The sequence below is a fragment of the Streptomyces javensis genome (assembly GCF_039525925.1).
In the GTDB taxonomy this organism is placed as follows: Bacteria; Actinomycetota; Actinomycetes; order Streptomycetales; family Streptomycetaceae; genus Streptomyces; species Streptomyces asiaticus.
This window is the reverse complement of sequence record NZ_BAAAIF010000094.1, coordinates 15,076-31,838: the sequence shown is the minus strand read 5'-3', so window position 1 is coordinate 31,838 and position 16,763 is coordinate 15,076. Positions and strand designations below refer to the sequence as shown.

The window sequence follows — 16,763 nt, the reverse complement described above, 5'->3', positions numbered from 1 at the left end:
CCGGGGCATAGTGACGGCTCCGCTGGCGCTCCGCCAAATTCCCGCGCAAGCGCGGGAATTGAATTCCGCAAGCGGAATTCTAAAAGCGTGTCAATTCGCGCAAGCGCGAATTGAGAGCACCCGCGCAAGCGCGGGTGCCGAGGCTGGCAGCAAGGGGAATGCATCATGCGCGGGCTTGTGTAGGGTTTGGGGATCCAAGCCACCGCCTCCGCAACGAGAGTGACGGGCCATGGGCCTGACGGGGTGTCGGCCCCACCGCAGTGACGGGTTTCGCTACGCTCCACCCGAACCCCTCGTCGGGCCCTGAATCGATGCGTTGACGTTTACTGATACCCTGCCAGCATACATGCCCAACGCTCCATGTGGTGCAGAATTCGCCGATGCATCACCCGGATGAGCGAATGCATGGCCTGGGTGATGCATCATGTGGACGTGCTGTGTAGTGTTTGGGTCTTAGCCGCACTACCCGGTCCTCTGGCGAAAAAGTACCGGAAGAATTCGAGATTGCGTGGCCGTTAATTGCTCAGCCACAGAACGGAAGCCCCGATATGAGGCGTCGTAATTCGACGTGCGGGAGGTAGCGGAGCCGAACGGCCGCCGGGGCCGGGCGGCGGAACCGCCCACTGGCACTGGTCACGCTTCCGGCCTTTGGAGCATCACGGTGGGCACCACCCGAGACTCAGAGCCGCTGTTGCTGTCCACGACCCGCGCCGGGGCAGGGGTCCGCAGGCGAAGCGAGCTCAGGCACGGAGACCGGCCCCCCGTCGAGGGCGACACGCCCGCTGCTGCCAGCTGCTTGTGCCGCGCACCGCGCGGCGTATCGGCGGGGGTTCGTGCGACAGCCAGGCTCTAGTGAGACATAAGAGCGTTCCGCGCCGAAAACGGCCTTGACCTGCGGTGATGGGAAATCGTTTGTTCTAGATCTCCAGAACAAACGAGTCCTGGGTGTTCTGGAGATCTAGAACAAACACCCCCCGAAACTGATGGGTCGTCAGGTGACTGTGAGGCACTGTTTGTTCTGCCCTTCTAGAACAAGCCGGTTTACCTAGTGCTACCGTGCTCCCCGAAACGTTGATCATCTCTGGAGGACTGTGCTGATGGAACAGCTGCCGATCGTCCGCCCCGGCGAGCGCGTCGTCGCGCGGTCGGACGGCAAGGGCGGCTTGATCCTGGGCGTCGAGAAGATCAAGGGGCGCGAGTTCGCCGCGAGCGCGGAGTGCAGCGGCTACGTGCTGGATGCCCGTCTGCTGATGGACGTGCTCGGCAGTCTGAAGATGCCCGGCTCCTGGTTTCAGGTCTGGTGCAAGCTCGTGGCGCTGCAGAACGCCAACCGCGCCGACGACCGGACCCGGGCCGCTGCCCGCGGCTTTGTGAAGACCAACCAGCGTGACCTCCAGGCCCGGTGCAACCTGTCGGCGGCCTCTGTGAACGAGGCCAGCCAGTTCTTCGCGCACATCCGCTGGATGCGCACCGCCAAGCGAGGCATCCTCCAGCTGAACCCGTGGCTGACGGTGGCCGGCACTTCCGGAGAGCAGGAGAAGTGGCAGAAGCTGTGGAACGACGCCCCGGGCCCGGCCTGCATCATCCCGCACTCCGACTACCCCACCGAGTGGCGCCAGGCGCGGGAGGCGGAGAAGAAAGCCGCCGAGGCCGCCCGCCGCAAGGAGAAGGTCGTCACGCTCCGGCAGCGTCGCCCCGTACGCAAGGCGAGCGCATGACCTCGCGCGGCATATCCTCGTTACAGCGTCGACCTGATCGGAAGTGGTGAGGCTCCGTGAGCAGCTCTTACGTCCCCAGCCCTCCCACGGAGGCCCCCGTCACGATCTCCCGTGACGTCCTGCGGCTCCTGGCCCTGGTCGACGTCTCCACCGCCGGCCGCCGCGTCCTGGACCAGCTGCTCTACCTCAGCGACCCGGAGACCGGCACCGCCGCGATCAGCCAGAATGAGATGTGTGCCGAGCTGGGCGCGAGCAAGCCGACCGTGAACCGCGGCTTCAAGGAGCTCCGGGAGTGCGGGCTCGCCTGGAGCGTTGAGGACGGCCTCTATCAGCTCCACCCACTGCTGACCGGCGGTGCTGTCTCCTCCCCCGTCATGCCGGTCCCGGAGATCAAGGCCGCCGAACCCGGACGCTTCACCGAACAGCGACGGGCCCGGTTCGCCGCCCAGATGGCCAATCTCGCCCCCACCGGCTGACCCCCGCCGAAGGCCTTGCTGGCCTTCCAACGCGGTCCTGACCCCACGAAGCATTCCATGGCGCTGCACCCCCGGTGCAGCGCCATCTTCGTACCCGCTTGCGATCAAGCCGGTAGCACTAGCTAAACCAGATCGTTCTGGAGCAGCAGAACAAACCAGGGAGCTCGACGTGGCCCGGCACCGATCGAGAATCTGGCGTCCGGTAGCACCAGGTAAACCGGCTTGTTCTGGTTCTCCAGAACAACAACCAGCGGGCCGGACCACGCCGCCCCGCCCACCGGTGCTGCATGCAACAGCTGTGCATAGATCTCGCCCGGGACATCGCAGATCTGCGACGTCATGCAGCCGCCGCTGCCCTGCTGCTGCCTTCCGAGCAGCGGGGCTCGCAGCGTGCAGCAGTAGCGCGGCCGCTGCACGGCCGGGGCCGGCCTTCTACCCGTGCAGCACCCATGTGCCGCCTGGCCCATGCAAATACTGCGCTGCATCGGACGACACCCACAGCAGCCACCCGACGACCACTACCCGCCGGAACCCACCGAGCAGCACCCCCCTGGCACATCGGCGACGAGCAGCACGACCAAGAGCAGCGGGCCCCGTCGACGCAGGCCCTCGCCTCACACCTCGCACCGCCCACCTGGGGAAACGGGCTATGTGCCACACAGGATCAGCTGGGAGCGGTGGCCTACAGGACGGTGCCGTGCAGGGCGCGACGGTCGCCGGAGATCGCGTAGCGGCGGGCGACGAGGCCGTGCTCGAGAGGCTCGCCGATCTCCTCGCACAGCAGCGCCAGGACGTCGACGGCGTCGGCATCGGACAGGTAGGCCGGCGCGACTTCGAGCATCAGCTCCCCGATCGCGTACGAGCTGGCGGCGAGTTCATCGACGACGCGGCGTAGCGCGGCAACCGTGGGATCCGCGTCGGCGGGCGGCGGAGGCGGGGCGGTGCGGACGTCACGGACGGCCTGGCGGACCACCGCGCGCACCGTCGGCTCATCAAGGGCGTGGAGGCCGCTGTGGGCGAGCGTGGTGAGTCGGCGGGCGATCAGCTCCGCGATGTCGTCGGTGCGGCCGGAGACGGCGATCAGGGCGCGCTGGGACAGGCCGTAGTCGAGGGCGGCCGCAGCTGCCGGGTCGGTGTCTCGCGTGCGAGACGTCTCGGTGCCGGCGGTGACCGCGTCGTGGATTGCGGTCAGGGAACGGGCGACGTCGAGCAGCCGGTACGCCTGTGCGTGGCTGATGCCGAACTCCGCGGCGCAGTACGACTCCCAGCTGCCGTGCCCGAGCGGCACCCAGACGCGGGCGGCGTGCGCGTCGCGGACCCGGGCGGCGAGCATCGCCACGGAGCGTCGGACGTCGTCCATCGCCTCGCGCAGTCCGGCCGTCATCTCCCGGGCGCGGGCCGCACTGAGCGGCGGCCGCGCCGGTTCGGCGACGTCGTCCTGGTCATGGTCGTGCTCGCCCATGACTCCATCGTCCTCCGGGTTGGCGTGCCGGACCAGGGCGTACGGAGGCGCGGCTGCGAGTAGGTAATCTCACAGCCTCACACCCTCACAGCTCACCCTGTCTACCTGGGGAAACGGGGTGTGAGACTCACAATCTCCGCGTCGTCGGGCAGGTCCAGGCGCTGGCGCGGCCGAGGGAGCAACACGTCCGGGCCGCCGGGCAGCAGGCCCCTGTTGCGTAGGAACTTGACGCAGCCGCGGCACCAGGAGGAACAGAACTCCCGGGGCCGACGCCCGGACGCGGGGCAGGGCCGGGTGCACACCGGGCAATGGCCGGGGGCGGCGACGGGAGCCAGGCGCTTCAGGAGGTCACGGACTCGGTCTTCCTCCTCCTGCTCGTACGGTTCGACGTCAGCCGTGCAGCCTTCGAGCAGCTCGGTGAACACGGTGCGGAAGGCGAGGAGCTCGCGGCGGCAGGCTCCGAGCAGGTCCAGGTACTCCTCTACCGGCCAGCTGGCCAGCGTGCCGGAGCGTGAGAGATACAGGCCGAGGGTGTCGATCCGGTACCGGTCCTCCGTGTCGAGCAGCAGGTAGCCGGTCAGCTGCCACGCTTCCGCTTGGCGCAGGGTGCGGGTGTACCGGGTGCCAGCTCGCTTCGGGAGTCGGTCTGCTCCCGCGCCCACACCAGTGGGAGGATCAGGTCCTCGGTGGGGTCGGCCGTCGGGTAGTCGGCCCAGACGTCTCCCTCGTCGTCCAGCCACACGCAGGCGTACTGCGCGGACCTGTCCACCTGCGGCATTCCGAAGGTGGAGACCAGTTCGGTGCGGCAGACAGCGATCCGGGACAGGACATACCCGCGTGTTCCCAACTCGCCTCGGGAGACGGGACGGCCCTCGGCCCACACCAGCGGCAGTGCATGGTCGTCCGGCGGCACGGTGGGATAGTCGGCCCACACGCCGCCGTCCTCCTCCAGCCACACGGCGGCATGAGCGTCGGCGGGAGCGGTCTCCGGTGCCGTGACGCAGGCTCGCACACGATCAGGAAGGCGGGCGTCCTGACCCTAGCCGGACTCGCGGACAGCGTCGACGGCCGTGAGCCGAAGCTCAGGAGTTGTCACCAGCGGGACCGGCTGAGCTGGTGAATGAGAATGGTCGAAGAATCCTGGTTGTCACAAGCGGGGTATCCGACTTGTCACAGGTGCTCAATCAGCAGTCTTTCTGTCATCAGAGACGAAGGTCGGGATCCTGAATTTTCTGCGGCGATCTCGTAACGAGTCCCTCGCCGGGAGCGTGCGCTGCGTGCCCACAGTCTGAAAAGGGATTCCTGGCTCACAGCCGTGCTTTCGCGATCGATGCCAGGGCGCGCGCCCGACATCTGTCGTCGGTGATGTCCTGGGCGATGCGCTCGGCGTGCCCGGAGTCAGCAGGGGCCAACGCTATGGCCAGGTTCTGTAGGGTGAACGCCTTGAACCCGTCGTCGGGCATTCTTTCCGCGACCTGTTTGGCGCGGTCGGCGTAGGCCGGTCGGCGTGTGACGACTTCGGCTTGAAGGCCCATGATCTCGTATAGGAGAAAGTCACGGTCACGGTCGTTTGAAATCTGGCGAACGATGCGTTCGGCTTCGCGAGCGTAGAGCGCCGCGTGGTCGGGGTCCCTGTCGACCAGAGCGTTTCCGGTCTTGATCAGGGCGTCGGCGATCGATTGCAGGCAGCGTTGCCTGTCTTTCTCTGGGAGGTCACGCGCAAGGCGTTCGGACTGCTGAACGAATGTGTCCATCTGGTCGGGGTTCGTGCCTGCGATGGACTTCCCAGCCATGGCCAGCGCCTGCGGGACAGGCCACAGCTCCTGTTTGGGGAGGCGGCGAGCGAGGGACTCGGCCTCACGGAAAAGTTCTGCCGACCGGTTTGTGTCGGCTCTGGCCAGGTGTTGGCCGGCCAGTGCCAGCACTCGCATGGCTGCGGAATCCGTATGCACTCGATGCAGGGTGTCGTCCTGTGCTGCGGCGATCTTCCTCGCCTCATGGGCGAGGGCCACCGCCTGCTCGGCGTCAATCGGGGTCAGTTCGGCACCGATTTTGGTCAACGCTTCCGCGACCTTCTTGTGGAGGAGCTGCCGTGTCTTACCGGGGGGCTGAGGCGTAATGGCCTGGGCTTCACGGATGAGCTCGACCGCTCGACGGGGGTTTGTTTTGGCCAGCTCGTTCGCGGTTATGGCCAATGTCCAGGCCAGGTCGGTGAGTTGGTCTCTCTGCGCGTGGCTGGCGTGGTCGTTGACGGTGTGTCGTACCTTCGTAACAAGGTCGACGACACGGTCGGGGATGGTCCTGGCTGCCCAGGAAACGCAAAAAGGCAGAGCGCCGGTGAGTTCGCTCAGCGCCTCCTCCCTCTCTTCCCTCTCGCGAACGCCGATCTTGCGGACGGTCCGCTCAGCGTCCTCCAGTAGTTCAACTGCCTGGTGGGGGTGGGACTGGTCCAGATCTCTGGCGATCTTGACCAGCTCCACCACTGTCCACCGTGAGTCGGGGTTTGCTCTGGCTTCGCTGGCCCGGCGCGATCCCTCCGGTGACTCTCGCGAGTACTCGTCGAACAGCTTGCTCTGCTCGGCAGCGCTCTCGACGTGATCGGCCTCGTCCCTGAGGCGCTGACGCCATGCCGGCGAGTCATCTAACAGCGAGGAGTTCGATAAAACCCGGAGCCGCATGACCTTATCTCGTGCGTCAGGGACGCTATGCGCGCACTCCTCTACCTTTTCAAGGAGCCAGGTCGCTCGGTCACGGTCCGCGGCGGCCACTGTGTGTGCCAGGTTGTACAGCCCCTCAAACCGCGCATCGGGTTCTCCTATGGCCAGAACCGCCGCCTGAGCCTCGTCCACGAGGTCTCGCCCACGTGGCGAATCAAGACCGACCAGGGAGGTGGCAACCTGTGCGAGAAGACGAGCACGCTGGTCAGGGTTGGTTACCCCGTGGCTGGCCCGTAGGACCTCGTCGGTCAACTGCCTGGTTTTGTCGGGATCGACGGTGACGGTTGCAGCCGCGATGTCGGCCAGCACAGACATGCTGTAGTAAACGTCCGGGAGAGCACGGGCGGCGCGTTCGGCGGCGGCCCGCGCCTCAAGGTGGGCGGCCGATGCGCCGGGAGCTGGGTCAGAAGCGGCGGCGCTCTGCTCCCGCCGCTCGCGGGGAGCACGGTTGAGGAAGTGAATATGGCGAGTGGCGTTGTTCTGCGCGAACAGCTGCGGTTCTGGACTATCGCGGCCGCGCATCCGGTCGCGAACCCTCAGCCAGGCACCTTCCAGACTGATCATGGGCCCGACTCCGATGATGCCCGCCTCCAGCGTGGCGATCAGCTCACCCGTGAACTCGGGGAACGGTGCTCCAGCACGTACAAACGAACGGCTCTGCGGTGGTGCCGAGGTCAGCACGCAGTCCCCGTGGTCATCCTCGTCCGACCCGTGCCGCCCCTCGTCGACCCCGTCAGTGGCGTTCGCGTGGGCGCGTTCGTCGAGGGCGGTGGCCAGCTCGTCGCGGGTCGGGGCGGTGGGGTGGGACATACCGCCGGCGATGCCGCTATAGCAGCAGTCCAGGACGGTGACGCGGTGTTTGGCTCGGTGGCCGGCTTGCCTGATCAAGTCGCGGAGTTGGCGATAGGGCAGGGTGCCGATCTGGGGGTAGTCGGGGTCGGCGTCGACCAGCGCTAGGTGGAGGCGTTCACCTGGGTCACGCAGCCCGTGCCCGGCGAAGTACACCACCAACGTGTCTTCCGTGGCCAGCGCAGCATCCCTGACTGCCGTCAGAATCCGTTCCTGCGTGGTGTCGGTGCCAAGGACGGTGACGTACTCGTGCGGGAGCCCCCAGATCGACGGCTCGCGGAGCAGTCGGGCCAGGTGGTCCGCACCCCTGGCCGCCGCCGGCATGGCGACCAGGTCGGCGTGCGTGTAGTCAGCGATTCCGACCAGCACCGCACGGCTCCTGTGCGGATCAGGAAGCGCCACTTGCCGTCCCTTCGATGTCGTCCCCGGTACGTTGCCCGACGCTGTCCCTGCCACCTGGGTTCGCGTGGCCGGTCGAGGCGCCGTCAGCGCCGTCCACCGTGCTGTCCAGGAGGCGAGCGAGACGGGCTACATCCTCTGCGCCTCCTTCCTCGATCACGACGCGTACACCGTTGTGCTCAACAACCATCCGTGCGTCGCTCCGCTGGCGCGGAGGGAGGGAGGCGCGAAAGTTCAGGTGAGCATAGATCAGGCTGGCGGTCGAAAACCCGGTGCTCAGTGTCAGGCCGATCCACTCCAGGAGGTCTCCCGACATTCCGCCGTCGTCTGTGCCCGAGCGTTCGCGGGTCATCGTGACGTATCGGCCCACAGCCCGGTCCCTGGCAAGCCAGTCCGCAAAGCGACCGGTCAGGTTCCCGCTGCCGTTGCCCACGCTCTCCCCCGCCAGCCTCTCCCCTCCGATGCGTACGCGCACACGCCCCCCAAACTGTCCTGGCGGAACGGCATCATCAAGCCGTCTCCCGCGGTGAGTTCTATTGTCGCCCGACCATCTGTGAGCTGCCCTGAGTTTCGTAGAGTGCATGGTGTGCCCCGGGTTCAGCGGGGTTCGGTTCTTGCTCCGCCATACGCCGGCTTCGGTCGCCTCCACAAGCCCTGCCTGCCCACCCGCGAAACGCTCAGTGCGAACGATCAACCATCCCTGCCTCACGACCTCGCCGGTGGCAACAAGCCTGCCTTGGTGACAACTACCGGGCTTCGACTCCCGGCCGGGAATTCCGTAGTCACGCTTTCCCCTGCTTTCAGAAGTCCAGGTCCAGATAGTCGATGTCGTTAATGGCGACGTCCGAGAGTCCCATAGCGCGGGCACCGCCGTCCTGGAAATACACGTCCTTAAAGCCTTCGGCGATGATCCCACGCATCTGCTGGTCGCTGGCCCCGGCGTCACGGGCGTCGAACAGGCGGCGGGCGTACTCCGGGGGGAGGTGCACGGTGAGTCGCCGGAAGCGTCCGTCGTCGGTCGTGCCGATGGGCGCGGTGTACCCGAAGCGGGCCCGGGTCTCCACCGTGATCCCGCCGGTGGTGGCGGCCTGGCGCTGGCGGCGCTTGCGCACCTGCGGTTGCCATCGCTGCCGTACGGCGTCGTCGATCTTCGCGGCGACGTCGGCGCGGGCGTGCTTGCGGGCGCCGCGCCGGTAGCGGTTGACGGAGTCGGCGGTGACCCCGATTTCCTGCGCGACGGCCTTCGCGCTGCCCAACTGCTTGAGCAGGTAGCCGATCCGGCCCTTGAGTGTCTTGGGCGGCTCCCGGGTGAAGCCCTCCCGGTCGGCCCGCTCGATCGCGTCGTGGATTTCCACGGCGGTACTCAGCTCCCTTCGGGGGTGGGGTCCTGGCCGCCTGTGTCGACCAGCCGGAACCAGGTCTCGCGGGTCTCGCGCAGGTCGTGCCACCACAGCTCGAACCGCGGCGAGGTGCGGAGGGTGCGCAGGGAGAACTGCAGGGCCTCCATGCGCGCCTCCAGGCGGTCCAGCGTCCGTTCCAGCTCCGCGCCGGCCTCCAGCGATGGCGTGCTGGTGTCGGTGGTCACGGTCTACTCGCCTTCGTCCAGGACGGCGTCGCCGCCCTTGATGTGGCGGGCCGGGTTGTATCCCTTCTCCATCAGGTCGACCGCCCACAGCATGGGCTGGACGCCTTCCAGCTTCGCCAGGCCGGGCGTGGGTCCGAGGCGGAAGCCGCCGGGCTGCGGCTTGCCGGAGGTGGCGTAGGGGAGGAAGTCCAGCGGGCTGTCACCCGGCGAGGGGTAGACGACGCAGTCGGACAACACCGCGAGCGGGTACAGGCCTGTCATCTTGGCCATGTTGCGCAGCTTGCGGTGCATGTTGACCCGGGCCTTGCTGATGACGGCGGCGCGGATGTCGGGGCGCCAGGTCGGCCGCTCCAGGGCCGGCCACCGCTCGCCCTCCTTGTAGTGCTTGCCCTGCGGGCGCTCGCGGAGCTTTCCGACGCCGCCCTTCACTGTGGCTTTGATGGCTGCGAGGACGGCGGCCAGGGCCGGGTCGACCTGCTTGTGCAGCTCCATCGCGGCGAGGAACTGACGGTCGTCCAGGTCCTTGGTGACGCCGAGGTCGGCGAGGGTGTCGACGTAGGCGGTCTTGAGCCGGTCGTGCCACGGGTCCAGGTACGCACCGGTCTCCCGCCGCAGGTACGCCTCGATCGGGTGGACGTCGTAGCCGAGCTCCTGGGCGTAGGCGACGGTGTGCGTCTGATACCAGGCCGGGCCCGTCGGCCGGGTGCCGTCCGGGGTGAAAGGGCTGGGCAGGCGCGGGTCCAGCTCGATGTGGCTCAGGTCGACCAGCCAGCTGCCAGGGATCTTCGGGTTGAACTTCGGGGTGTGGAAGTGGTCCGGGGCGGACAGGCCGACGACCAGGCGGGCCGCGGCCGCAAGGAAGGCGGTGTTCAGGTCCAGGCCGACCGCGAAGGGCAGCATGCACTCCTCATCACTGAGCGAGTCCACCGACCGCACCCACTGGTACGCCTCCTCGTTGAGGAACCCGCCGGTCCAGCCGGACTGAACGACGACGGGGTGTTCGGCGGTGGCCTCCGGCGGCGCCGGGTCCATCGGCTCCGTCCCCAGGCTCCCGGGGTTGTGGCCCGACACCCAGTTCCCGGTCTCCGGGTCCTGCACGGCCTTCGTCGGCGGGCGCAGCGCCGTCATCAACTCCAGCCCGGAGACAGCGGTGGAGCCGCGCGGGGTGATGACCCGCTGGGCGTAGACACCGAGGACGCGGGCGATGTCGGCCGGCTCCATCTCGGAGACGCCCGGCCAGGAGCGCTCATCGAGGGCGTCCCAGGACAGGATCGCCAGCTGCACGCACTGCCGCTCCCGGCCCTGCGCCTTGCGGTAGATCCGCGCCCACGGGCCGAACCCGCGCTGCGTGAGCTGCCACTTCGCGCGTCCTACCTGCTTGACCACCGGGTGGTCCTCCGGGAGACGCAGGGAGCGGCGCTGCTCGTGGCCCTCCAGGCGCTCGGGCAGCCCGAGCTTCACGGCGGCCGCGGCGGTGAGCACGATCAGCGGATCGGAGTCCTTGCCGTACCGGTGCAGCTTCGACGCGCCGAGGCCGGAGTCACGCAGCGTCCACTCCACCAGCTCCACCACCGTGGTCGCCGGGCAGTCCAGCACGATCCCGTCGATGCCGTAGGCGGAGCCGTCACCGTCCAGTACGGCGAGCGGGCCGTGCGGGAAGCGCGGGTCGGCCGCGGGCTTGGCCGCCTTCTTCGCGGCCGGACGCCGCGACGTCGCCGGGCGGCGGGTGGCCGGGCGCTCCGGCGCGGCCGGAGCGGCAGGGCCGGCGGGAGCCTTCACCGGTGCGACGGTCTCCGCCTCGGACGCCTCGGGGGCGGCCGGGCCGGTGAACGTGGCCGGCACCTCCGGTGCGGCGGTCGGGGTGGGCGCAGCCGCAGGGGCGGTGGGGGCGCCGTGCGCAGGGTACTTCGCCGCCCAGCCGCGCAGCAGCCGCTGGTACGCCGACAGCCGCGGCTCCTTCGGCTCGGAGCGGCCGTTCTCGTAGTTCTTCACCGTCTGCGTCGATGTCTTCAGCGCGACCGCGAGGCGGGCCTGGGTGACGCCGGCGGCCTCACGCAGCCGGGCACGCTCCGCCGGGGGCGGGAGCTGCGGCTCCTCCTCCAGCAGCGCGTCCACCGACGCGAACAGCTCTTCCTCAGAAGTCATACGTCTCTACCTCCACCCCGAACACTAGCATTGTTTACCCCATTCTTTAACCTGATTCTTTAACCCATTCGAAGAGTGTTCGGATGCGCGGAGATGACGCCCTGGATGCTCTGGAACGATGTCGTCTGTCATCGAATCTTGGCCGTGTGCCACTGAGGGCTGACGGGCGCCGGTTTATGTCACTGAAGGTTGACCGCGCAGGCCACAGGCGTGCTCAGCATGGGATCCCGGCCGCCGCCCATGCCGTCGCCTAGCACCGCACCGCGCCGCCCCGGCCGGGAGCGGCGTCTCGTCGTTCCCGGCCGCCCTGAGCCTGTTTACACGCGGGCTGTGAGGCCTACAATCTCCGCGTCGTCGGGTAGGTCCGGGGGCTTCTTGAGGGGGCGGGGGAGCAGCAGGTCCGGACCGCCGGGCAGCAGACCCTTGTTGCGGAGGACCTGGGCGCGGCCGCGGCACCAGGTTGAGCAGAACTCCCGGGGCTTGTGGTTGGAGTCGGGGCAGCGTTGCGTGCACACCTGGCAGTGGCCAGGAGCGGCGACGGGGGTCAGGCGCTGCAGCAGCCGTCGGACACGGTCTGCCTCCTCCTTCTCGCGCGGTTCGGCGTCGGCCGTGCAGCCCTCGAGGAGCTCGGCAAACGCGGCACGGAAAACGCCGATGTCGCGGCGGCAGGCCCCGAGCAGTTCCAGGTACTCCTCCACGGGCCAGCTGGCCAGCGTGCCGGAGCGCGACAGATACAGGCCGACAGTGTCGATCCGGTACTGGTCCTCGGCGTCGAGCAGCAGGTAGCCGATCAGCTGCCACGCTTCGGCCTGGCGGAGCGTGCGGGTGTGGCGGGTGCTCTTGAAGTCGAGCAGTATCCCGTCGACGGCGAGGTCGGCGTCCGCGGTGATCCGGTCGGTCGGGAACGTAGGGCCGGGCGTGCAGTCCTCGGGCCGTGTGCGGGCTCGCAGGGCCTCCAGTGGTCCTGTGGCTGCCTTGTAGAGTTGGGCGACGACGTCGGCCACCATGTCGCGGTGCGGGAGCTGGAGCAGCCGCTCGAGGGTGAAGGCGCTGGGGTCCTCCCAGGCGGCGCCGGCCAGCGGGGTGAAGGCGAACCCGATCGAGGTGCGGTAGTTGACCTGGTACCAGGCTGCCGCGATCAGCATCCGGGCCAGGTCCTCCTCTTCGTCCTGGGCCCGGTCCATCGGCAGCTCACGGTTGTCGAGCTGCAGGCCAAGGACCGTCTCCTCCAGCCGCGCGGCGAGTTCCTCGCCCACGGCCCGCATCCGCTGACTCGGATGGGAGCCGCGGGTGCCGGTAAGCAGGATGCCGGCGCGCGCGACGTGGTCGACGGGCTCGGCAGCGGTGAAGGCCAGGCGCAGCCGGTAGTCGATCGCGGTGCCGACGTTCCCGGCCTCCGTACCGACGCCCGGGCCTGGCAGCAGAATCTGGTCGCTCTGATCCCGGGCACGGAAGCTCTTCCGTAACGGGCGGGCGCCGGCCGACAGTTCACGGTCCAGAAACCGGCGCAGCGGGGTGCGCGGACAATGAATCCCGGAGGTCAAGCTCATGAGTCACCGCCTTGGGCAACGAGCACCGCGAAGGCGCTCTCGATTCGTCATGAACCCGGACACTAAGCAGCAGGACTGACAATCCGTCACCCGCACGGAGTAGCCGCCGGTAGCCGTGGACTCACAGTTCACCCGATCGCATGACGGCTCGCGCGCCCTCGACCGCTGGATACGGTCAGTGCCCCGCGGCCGGAGACACGTTGCCGCACGGCCTCGCACGCCTCGCAGGACAGCGTTGTACCTGGGGGAATAGGCTGTGAGCCTCACCGCCTTGAGCGGGTTTGAGCGCTTGTGGCCAGCGCGCGGTCAGGGCTCTATGAAGGGCAGGGCGACGGCGGCCAGCTTGGTCTGCAGGTTGATGTCGCTGGTGGCGACGAACCACGCTGATCCGGGGTGCCGGGACTGCAGCAGCAGTGTGGAGGCGACGAAGCGGTCGTCCGGCACGGTCAGGTCGAGCCAGTCGGGCAGCGCGTCCGCTTTGGGCTCGATGTACTCGAACACGGCGTGGACGTCGCCAGCGACCCGGACGCCGCGGGTGACATCACCGTTGTTGCGCAGTCCTTTCAGGCGCCGGTCGGCCTTCTTGGCCGCGTCGCGCAGGACGTCGGTGCGGCCGGCGCGCTTGTGGTCGTCCAGTTCTCGGAGCACCACCGGCAGCAGGTGTGCCATGTAGCGGGTGCCGATCTGGCCGGTGTAGATGGCGAGGTCGGGGTTGTCGATGAGGGCGTTGGTATCGACGACCAGACGGACCGGCCAGGGATCGGTCGGCAGCAGTTCGGTCAGGTCACAGAGCTGCTGCACCGACGCCTGCAGCTGCTTCACGGCCTGGGGGATGTGCTGCGGGACGGACCAGTCGCTCCAGGTGCCTTCGCGGACCAGCCAGCGCTCCAGGTGTTCCAGGCCCTCCTTGAGCTTCTCTGCCGCCTCGGGAGTGGGGTGCGGGAACAGCAGACGGAAGCGCGGCTCCCAGTCCCGCAGACGCCGTAGCAGGTCCATGCGCCGGGCCTCCAGCGCCGGAGTGCTCGGGCCCCATCCCCAGTCCGCCGCGCCAACGAAGATGACGCCGTCTCCCGGCCTGTTCGGGTTGACGTACTGGATTTCGGAATCGTCCAGCACGGCGATGTAGTCGCGCTCCATCGCACCGAGCTCCTCCAGGAGGCGCTCTTGGTACGTCGGGGGCAGGGACTTCTTCGGCATCCACCGATGATGACCCACCCCACTGACACCGTCGGTCCGCTGGCACGACACAACGGCGACAGGAAGTCAGCAATGTGGCCTTTTGAACGCGATCTCCAGGTGGCGCAGGAAGCCGGTGGCCATCGCCACGGCCACCGACTCGTCGTGGTGTACGAGCTCGTGGAATGCGGCGAGATTCCCAAGAGAACGGAACCGCCCCCCCTCAAGAGGTCAACGAGGAGTTTGTTTACAGCTTCTGGATTCGCACCTGGTGGCGGCAGGCGCGGCCATTGGCTCAGGTCGTGATGCTGCACGGGATGCATAGTCGGTGCCGATGCGTGGGCGCCGGTTGAGGTAGTAGCGCAGCCGCACTCCGGGCTGGTCCATCTCTCTGTCGGTGAGGTCGGCGGTGGCGCTATCCCAGCAGGCGGCGATCGCTCCCTGGAAGGCTGACACGGACTCGTCGTCGGCGGCCGCGGCCTCCATGAGAACGTGCTCCGGCTCCTCCTGGGCGTGCACCTCGTGAGGGCGGTCGCCGCTGTGGGGGTCGAGTGGGAGACGGTTGGGCAAGGTCGTGGCCGACTGCTTTGTCTGGCGGGAGGTCCGCGCGGCGCTTGAGGTGGCGCGGAGAATGATTTCGATGTGTGCGGCGAAGTTCGGTCCGGGCAGCGGGATTTCGTAGCCGGGATTGCGGGCGTAGCCGGCGGCGACGGCGGCGGCTACGTAGTCCATGACGGCGGCGGTGGCTTCGGTGGGCTTGCGGTCTGCCGCAGGGGTGAGGTGGCTGAGGATGCGCAGGACGGTGGGGATGCTGGCATCGACGTCCGGTACGTCGTCGCCGGCCGGGTTGGCTGTGTCGGTGTAGTGCTGGGTCTCGAGGCTGGTCTGTTCGAGCCAGAGGGCGGCCGCGTGGCTGTCGCCGAGCGCCAGGTGGTGCAGGTAGAGGCAGTAGGCGGCGGCGTCGTCACCGGCGCCGGCGGCGTACTGCCACCAAAAGCGTGCGCCGTCCTCGGCGTCGGCGAGTTGCAGGACGCAGCCGAGGAACCATGCGGCGCGGGGGGCGGGCAGCTGTTCGGTGATGAAGTCGGCGAGCTGGCTGGGGGTGAAGGTGGAATGGGTGATCGCCACCTCGCACAGGGCCTGAAGGTTCCTCGCGGCGGTGTCGTCTCTCGGATCACGGTCGCAGCTGTCCCATGTGAAGGCGGGGTAGGCGGTGTCTTCATAGGGGACGGTGTCCGCGGGGACCTGGGGGTCTTTCACCAGCAGAGCCCGGGCGAGGAGATGGTCGATGGAAGTCATTACGGTGATCACTCCGGGTTCTCGTGACGGTGGTAGATGCGTTCCAGGGCCCCTCGGGCGTGGTGGTCCATGGCACGGGTGATGGCCGGGGACAGGCCGACAACGGCGGGGATGGTGTCCTCGCTGATGCCGCACAGGTAGCGCAGGACGGTGACGTCGAGCTGGTCATGGGGCAGGCGGGCGATGGCGTCGAAGAAGTCCGCCTGCTCGCCGATCTGGGCGAAGCGGGCGGCGAGGTCGTCGGTCTGGCTCTGGGTGACGGTGGAGAACGCCGCGGCGCGCAGGTCGGGGTGTCCGTCGGGGTGGTGGTGAGCGCGCAGCATGACGCGGGAGCGCAGCAGGCGCCAGGCGTGGCGGCGCACATCGGGGCTGGCGGTGGCCTCGTCCCAGCCGAGCCAGAGGATGTCGAAGACTTCCGCGACGACCCACCGGGCACGCCGGTCGGTCTGGAGGAAGGCGCGGGCGTAGTCGGTGTAGGGCTGGCGGATGGCTTCGGTGAAGCCCTGGTGGGCCAGGGGCGGCTGCTCCGGCTGCAACGGCTGGACCTCGTGTATGCGGTTTTCGATCCAGGCGGTGTCCTTGTGCGCTTCGCGGGCGGCCGCCGTCCATAGTCGGCGCAGCGGGAGGATGGGGATGTCCAGGGAACAGATCACGCTGTAGGTGATCTGCCAGCCGGGGTAGTAGCCCTTGCCGCGCAGCAGTTCGGAGATGCGGGTCTTGGAGTATCCGGAGCGGTTGACGAGGTCGTCGAGGGTGAGGCCGCTGGCGAAGAGCCGGCTGCGGACCGGTTCCAGCCATGCGCGGTGGGAGGCGCCCACCTTCTCCCAGATCGACTCCGGCTTGCGGCCGCGCCTACTGGGCGGCTCCCCGTCGGACTGCTCTGGTGTGAAGGACGGTGTCATCGAGGCGACTCCTCACGCCCAGCCGCACCAGCCGCAGCGGCCGGCGAGGGGGCCACGGCGGCGTCCGGCCGCGTCTCCATACCGCCCAGCGCGGTGACGATCTGCTGCACGAGCAGCCCGAGCGAGGGCAGCAGCGCGGCCACGGCCGCGAGCTGACCCAGCACGGTCATCACCGTGCTCCACGCGAAGACCGCCACCAGCACGGCAACGGTCAACACCTGCTTTCTGGACATCGCACCATTTCCCTGAACTCGAAGCGTCTGTCAGGCCCCTTCCGCGGCGGTGCTGACGCGCCTTGGAGGAGTTGGGTGCCAGCATGGTCCGCCGACCATCCAGCACTCAACGTGATCATGGAGTTACGGAACAATGCCACCGAGGCCAAAGGCATCACCAGGCATGCGCATTACGTCATCACCGTCGCTCACGAGGTCAAAAGGCGGATCCACTATCGCTTTTGACGGCGGAAACGTACTTCTCCCCGCGAC

At 68.1% G+C, this 16,763-nt stretch carries 16 protein-coding genes; 2 read left to right on the top strand and 14 right to left on the bottom strand.

Going from position 1 to position 16,763, the window contains the following annotated elements; translation table 11 throughout:
- Window positions 1-1,097: 1,097 nt before the first annotated feature.
- Both ABD329_RS43555 and ABD329_RS43550 read left to right on the top strand, forming a co-directional pair.
- On the top strand, window positions 1,098-1,718 hold the full coding sequence (locus tag ABD329_RS43555) for a hypothetical protein (protein ID WP_198276880.1): 621 nt from the start codon (window positions 1,098-1,100) through the stop codon (window positions 1,716-1,718).
- Between the two features lie 56 nt (window positions 1,719-1,774).
- Window positions 1,775-2,194 (top strand): helix-turn-helix domain-containing protein, encoded by a 420-nt coding sequence (locus tag ABD329_RS43550; protein ID WP_198276879.1) that lies wholly within the window; start codon window positions 1,775-1,777, stop codon window positions 2,192-2,194.
- A 122-nt stretch (window positions 2,195-2,316) separates the two neighbouring features.
- On the opposite strand, the gene ABD329_RS43545 is transcribed toward ABD329_RS43550, so the two are convergent.
- The 14 genes from ABD329_RS43545 to ABD329_RS43480 form a co-directional block, all read right to left on the bottom strand.
- Entirely contained in the window at window positions 2,317-2,535 is a 219-nt protein-coding gene (locus ABD329_RS43545; protein WP_198276878.1) for a hypothetical protein, read from the bottom strand.
- Between the two features lie 341 nt (window positions 2,536-2,876).
- Window positions 2,877-3,656: a hypothetical protein gene (locus ABD329_RS43540; RefSeq protein WP_198276877.1), complete on the bottom strand. Its 780-nt coding sequence runs from the start codon at window positions 3,654-3,656 to the stop codon at window positions 2,877-2,879.
- Window positions 3,657-3,757: 101 nt separating this feature from the next.
- Window positions 3,758-4,318, bottom strand: a complete 561-nt coding sequence (locus ABD329_RS43535; protein WP_198276876.1) for a hypothetical protein — start codon at window positions 4,316-4,318, stop codon at window positions 3,758-3,760.
- Window positions 4,234-4,668 (bottom strand): hypothetical protein, encoded by a 435-nt coding sequence (locus tag ABD329_RS43530; RefSeq protein ID WP_198276875.1) that lies wholly within the window; start codon window positions 4,666-4,668, stop codon window positions 4,234-4,236. Before ABD329_RS43530 ends, ABD329_RS43535 begins: the two co-directional genes overlap by 85 nt.
- A gap of 295 nt (window positions 4,669-4,963) precedes the next feature.
- Window positions 4,964-7,591 carry a caspase family protein gene (locus tag ABD329_RS43525; RefSeq protein ID WP_198276874.1) on the bottom strand — a complete coding sequence of 876 codons (2,628 nt, stop codon included), beginning with the start codon at window positions 7,589-7,591 and terminating at the stop codon, window positions 4,964-4,966.
- A gap of 19 nt (window positions 7,592-7,610) precedes the next feature.
- Window positions 7,611-8,054: an effector-associated constant component EACC1 gene (locus ABD329_RS43520; protein WP_198276873.1), complete on the bottom strand. Its 444-nt coding sequence runs from the start codon at window positions 8,052-8,054 to the stop codon at window positions 7,611-7,613.
- 367 nt (window positions 8,055-8,421) lie between these two features.
- Complete coding sequence (tpg, locus tag ABD329_RS43515; RefSeq protein WP_198276872.1) at window positions 8,422-8,976, bottom strand: telomere-protecting terminal protein Tpg; 555 nt, start codon at window positions 8,974-8,976, stop codon at window positions 8,422-8,424.
- Between the two features lie 8 nt (window positions 8,977-8,984).
- The gene (locus ABD329_RS43510; RefSeq protein WP_198276871.1) at window positions 8,985-9,206 is read right to left on the bottom strand and encodes a hypothetical protein; all 222 of its coding nucleotides are present in this window, start codon (window positions 9,204-9,206) and stop codon (window positions 8,985-8,987) included.
- Between the two features lie 3 nt (window positions 9,207-9,209).
- The gene (gene tap / locus ABD329_RS43505) at window positions 9,210-11,351 is read right to left on the bottom strand and encodes a telomere-associated protein Tap (RefSeq protein WP_198276870.1); all 2,142 of its coding nucleotides are present in this window, start codon (window positions 11,349-11,351) and stop codon (window positions 9,210-9,212) included.
- 317 nt (window positions 11,352-11,668) lie between these two features.
- Window positions 11,669-12,901 (bottom strand): hypothetical protein, encoded by a 1,233-nt coding sequence (locus ABD329_RS43500; RefSeq protein ID WP_198276869.1) that lies wholly within the window; start codon window positions 12,899-12,901, stop codon window positions 11,669-11,671.
- A gap of 306 nt (window positions 12,902-13,207) precedes the next feature.
- Window positions 13,208-14,098, bottom strand: a complete 891-nt coding sequence (locus tag ABD329_RS43495; RefSeq protein WP_198276868.1) for a PIN domain-containing protein — start codon at window positions 14,096-14,098, stop codon at window positions 13,208-13,210.
- 210 nt (window positions 14,099-14,308) lie between these two features.
- Window positions 14,309-15,376 carry a DUF6207 family protein gene (locus tag ABD329_RS43490; RefSeq protein WP_246618409.1) on the bottom strand — a complete coding sequence of 356 codons (1,068 nt, stop codon included), beginning with the start codon at window positions 15,374-15,376 and terminating at the stop codon, window positions 14,309-14,311.
- An 8-nt stretch (window positions 15,377-15,384) separates the two neighbouring features.
- Window positions 15,385-16,278 carry a SigE family RNA polymerase sigma factor gene (locus tag ABD329_RS43485; protein ID WP_198276867.1) on the bottom strand — a complete coding sequence of 298 codons (894 nt, stop codon included), beginning with the start codon at window positions 16,276-16,278 and terminating at the stop codon, window positions 15,385-15,387.
- Window positions 16,275-16,511, bottom strand: a complete 237-nt coding sequence (locus ABD329_RS43480) for a hypothetical protein (protein ID WP_198276866.1) — start codon at window positions 16,509-16,511, stop codon at window positions 16,275-16,277. The genes ABD329_RS43485 and ABD329_RS43480 overlap by 4 nt, the downstream gene beginning before the upstream one ends.
- Window positions 16,512-16,763 lie beyond the last annotated feature (252 nt).

Bases quoted from the DNA above. Each gene is read 5' to 3' on its own strand.
- ABD329_RS43555 (WP_198276880.1), top strand. From the start codon at position 1,098: ATGGAACAGCTGCCGATCGTCCGCCCCGGCGAGCGCGTCGTCGCGCGG.
- ABD329_RS43545 (WP_198276878.1), bottom strand. From the start codon at position 2,535: ATGACGTCGCAGATCTGCGATGTCCCGGGCGAGATCTATGCACAGCTG.
- ABD329_RS43540 (WP_198276877.1), bottom strand. From the start codon at position 3,656: ATGGGCGAGCACGACCATGACCAGGACGACGTCGCCGAACCGGCGCGG.
- tap (WP_198276870.1), bottom strand. From the start codon at position 11,351: ATGACTTCTGAGGAAGAGCTGTTCGCGTCGGTGGACGCGCTGCTGGAG.
- ABD329_RS43500 (WP_198276869.1), bottom strand. From the start codon at position 12,901: ATGAGCTTGACCTCCGGGATTCATTGTCCGCGCACCCCGCTGCGCCGG.
- ABD329_RS43495 (WP_198276868.1), bottom strand. From the start codon at position 14,098: ATGCCGAAGAAGTCCCTGCCCCCGACGTACCAAGAGCGCCTCCTGGAG.
- ABD329_RS43490 (WP_246618409.1), bottom strand. From the start codon at position 15,376: ATGACTTCCATCGACCATCTCCTCGCCCGGGCTCTGCTGGTGAAAGAC.
- ABD329_RS43485 (WP_198276867.1), bottom strand. From the start codon at position 16,278: ATGACACCGTCCTTCACACCAGAGCAGTCCGACGGGGAGCCGCCCAGT.
- ABD329_RS43480 (WP_198276866.1), bottom strand. From the start codon at position 16,511: ATGTCCAGAAAGCAGGTGTTGACCGTTGCCGTGCTGGTGGCGGTCTTC.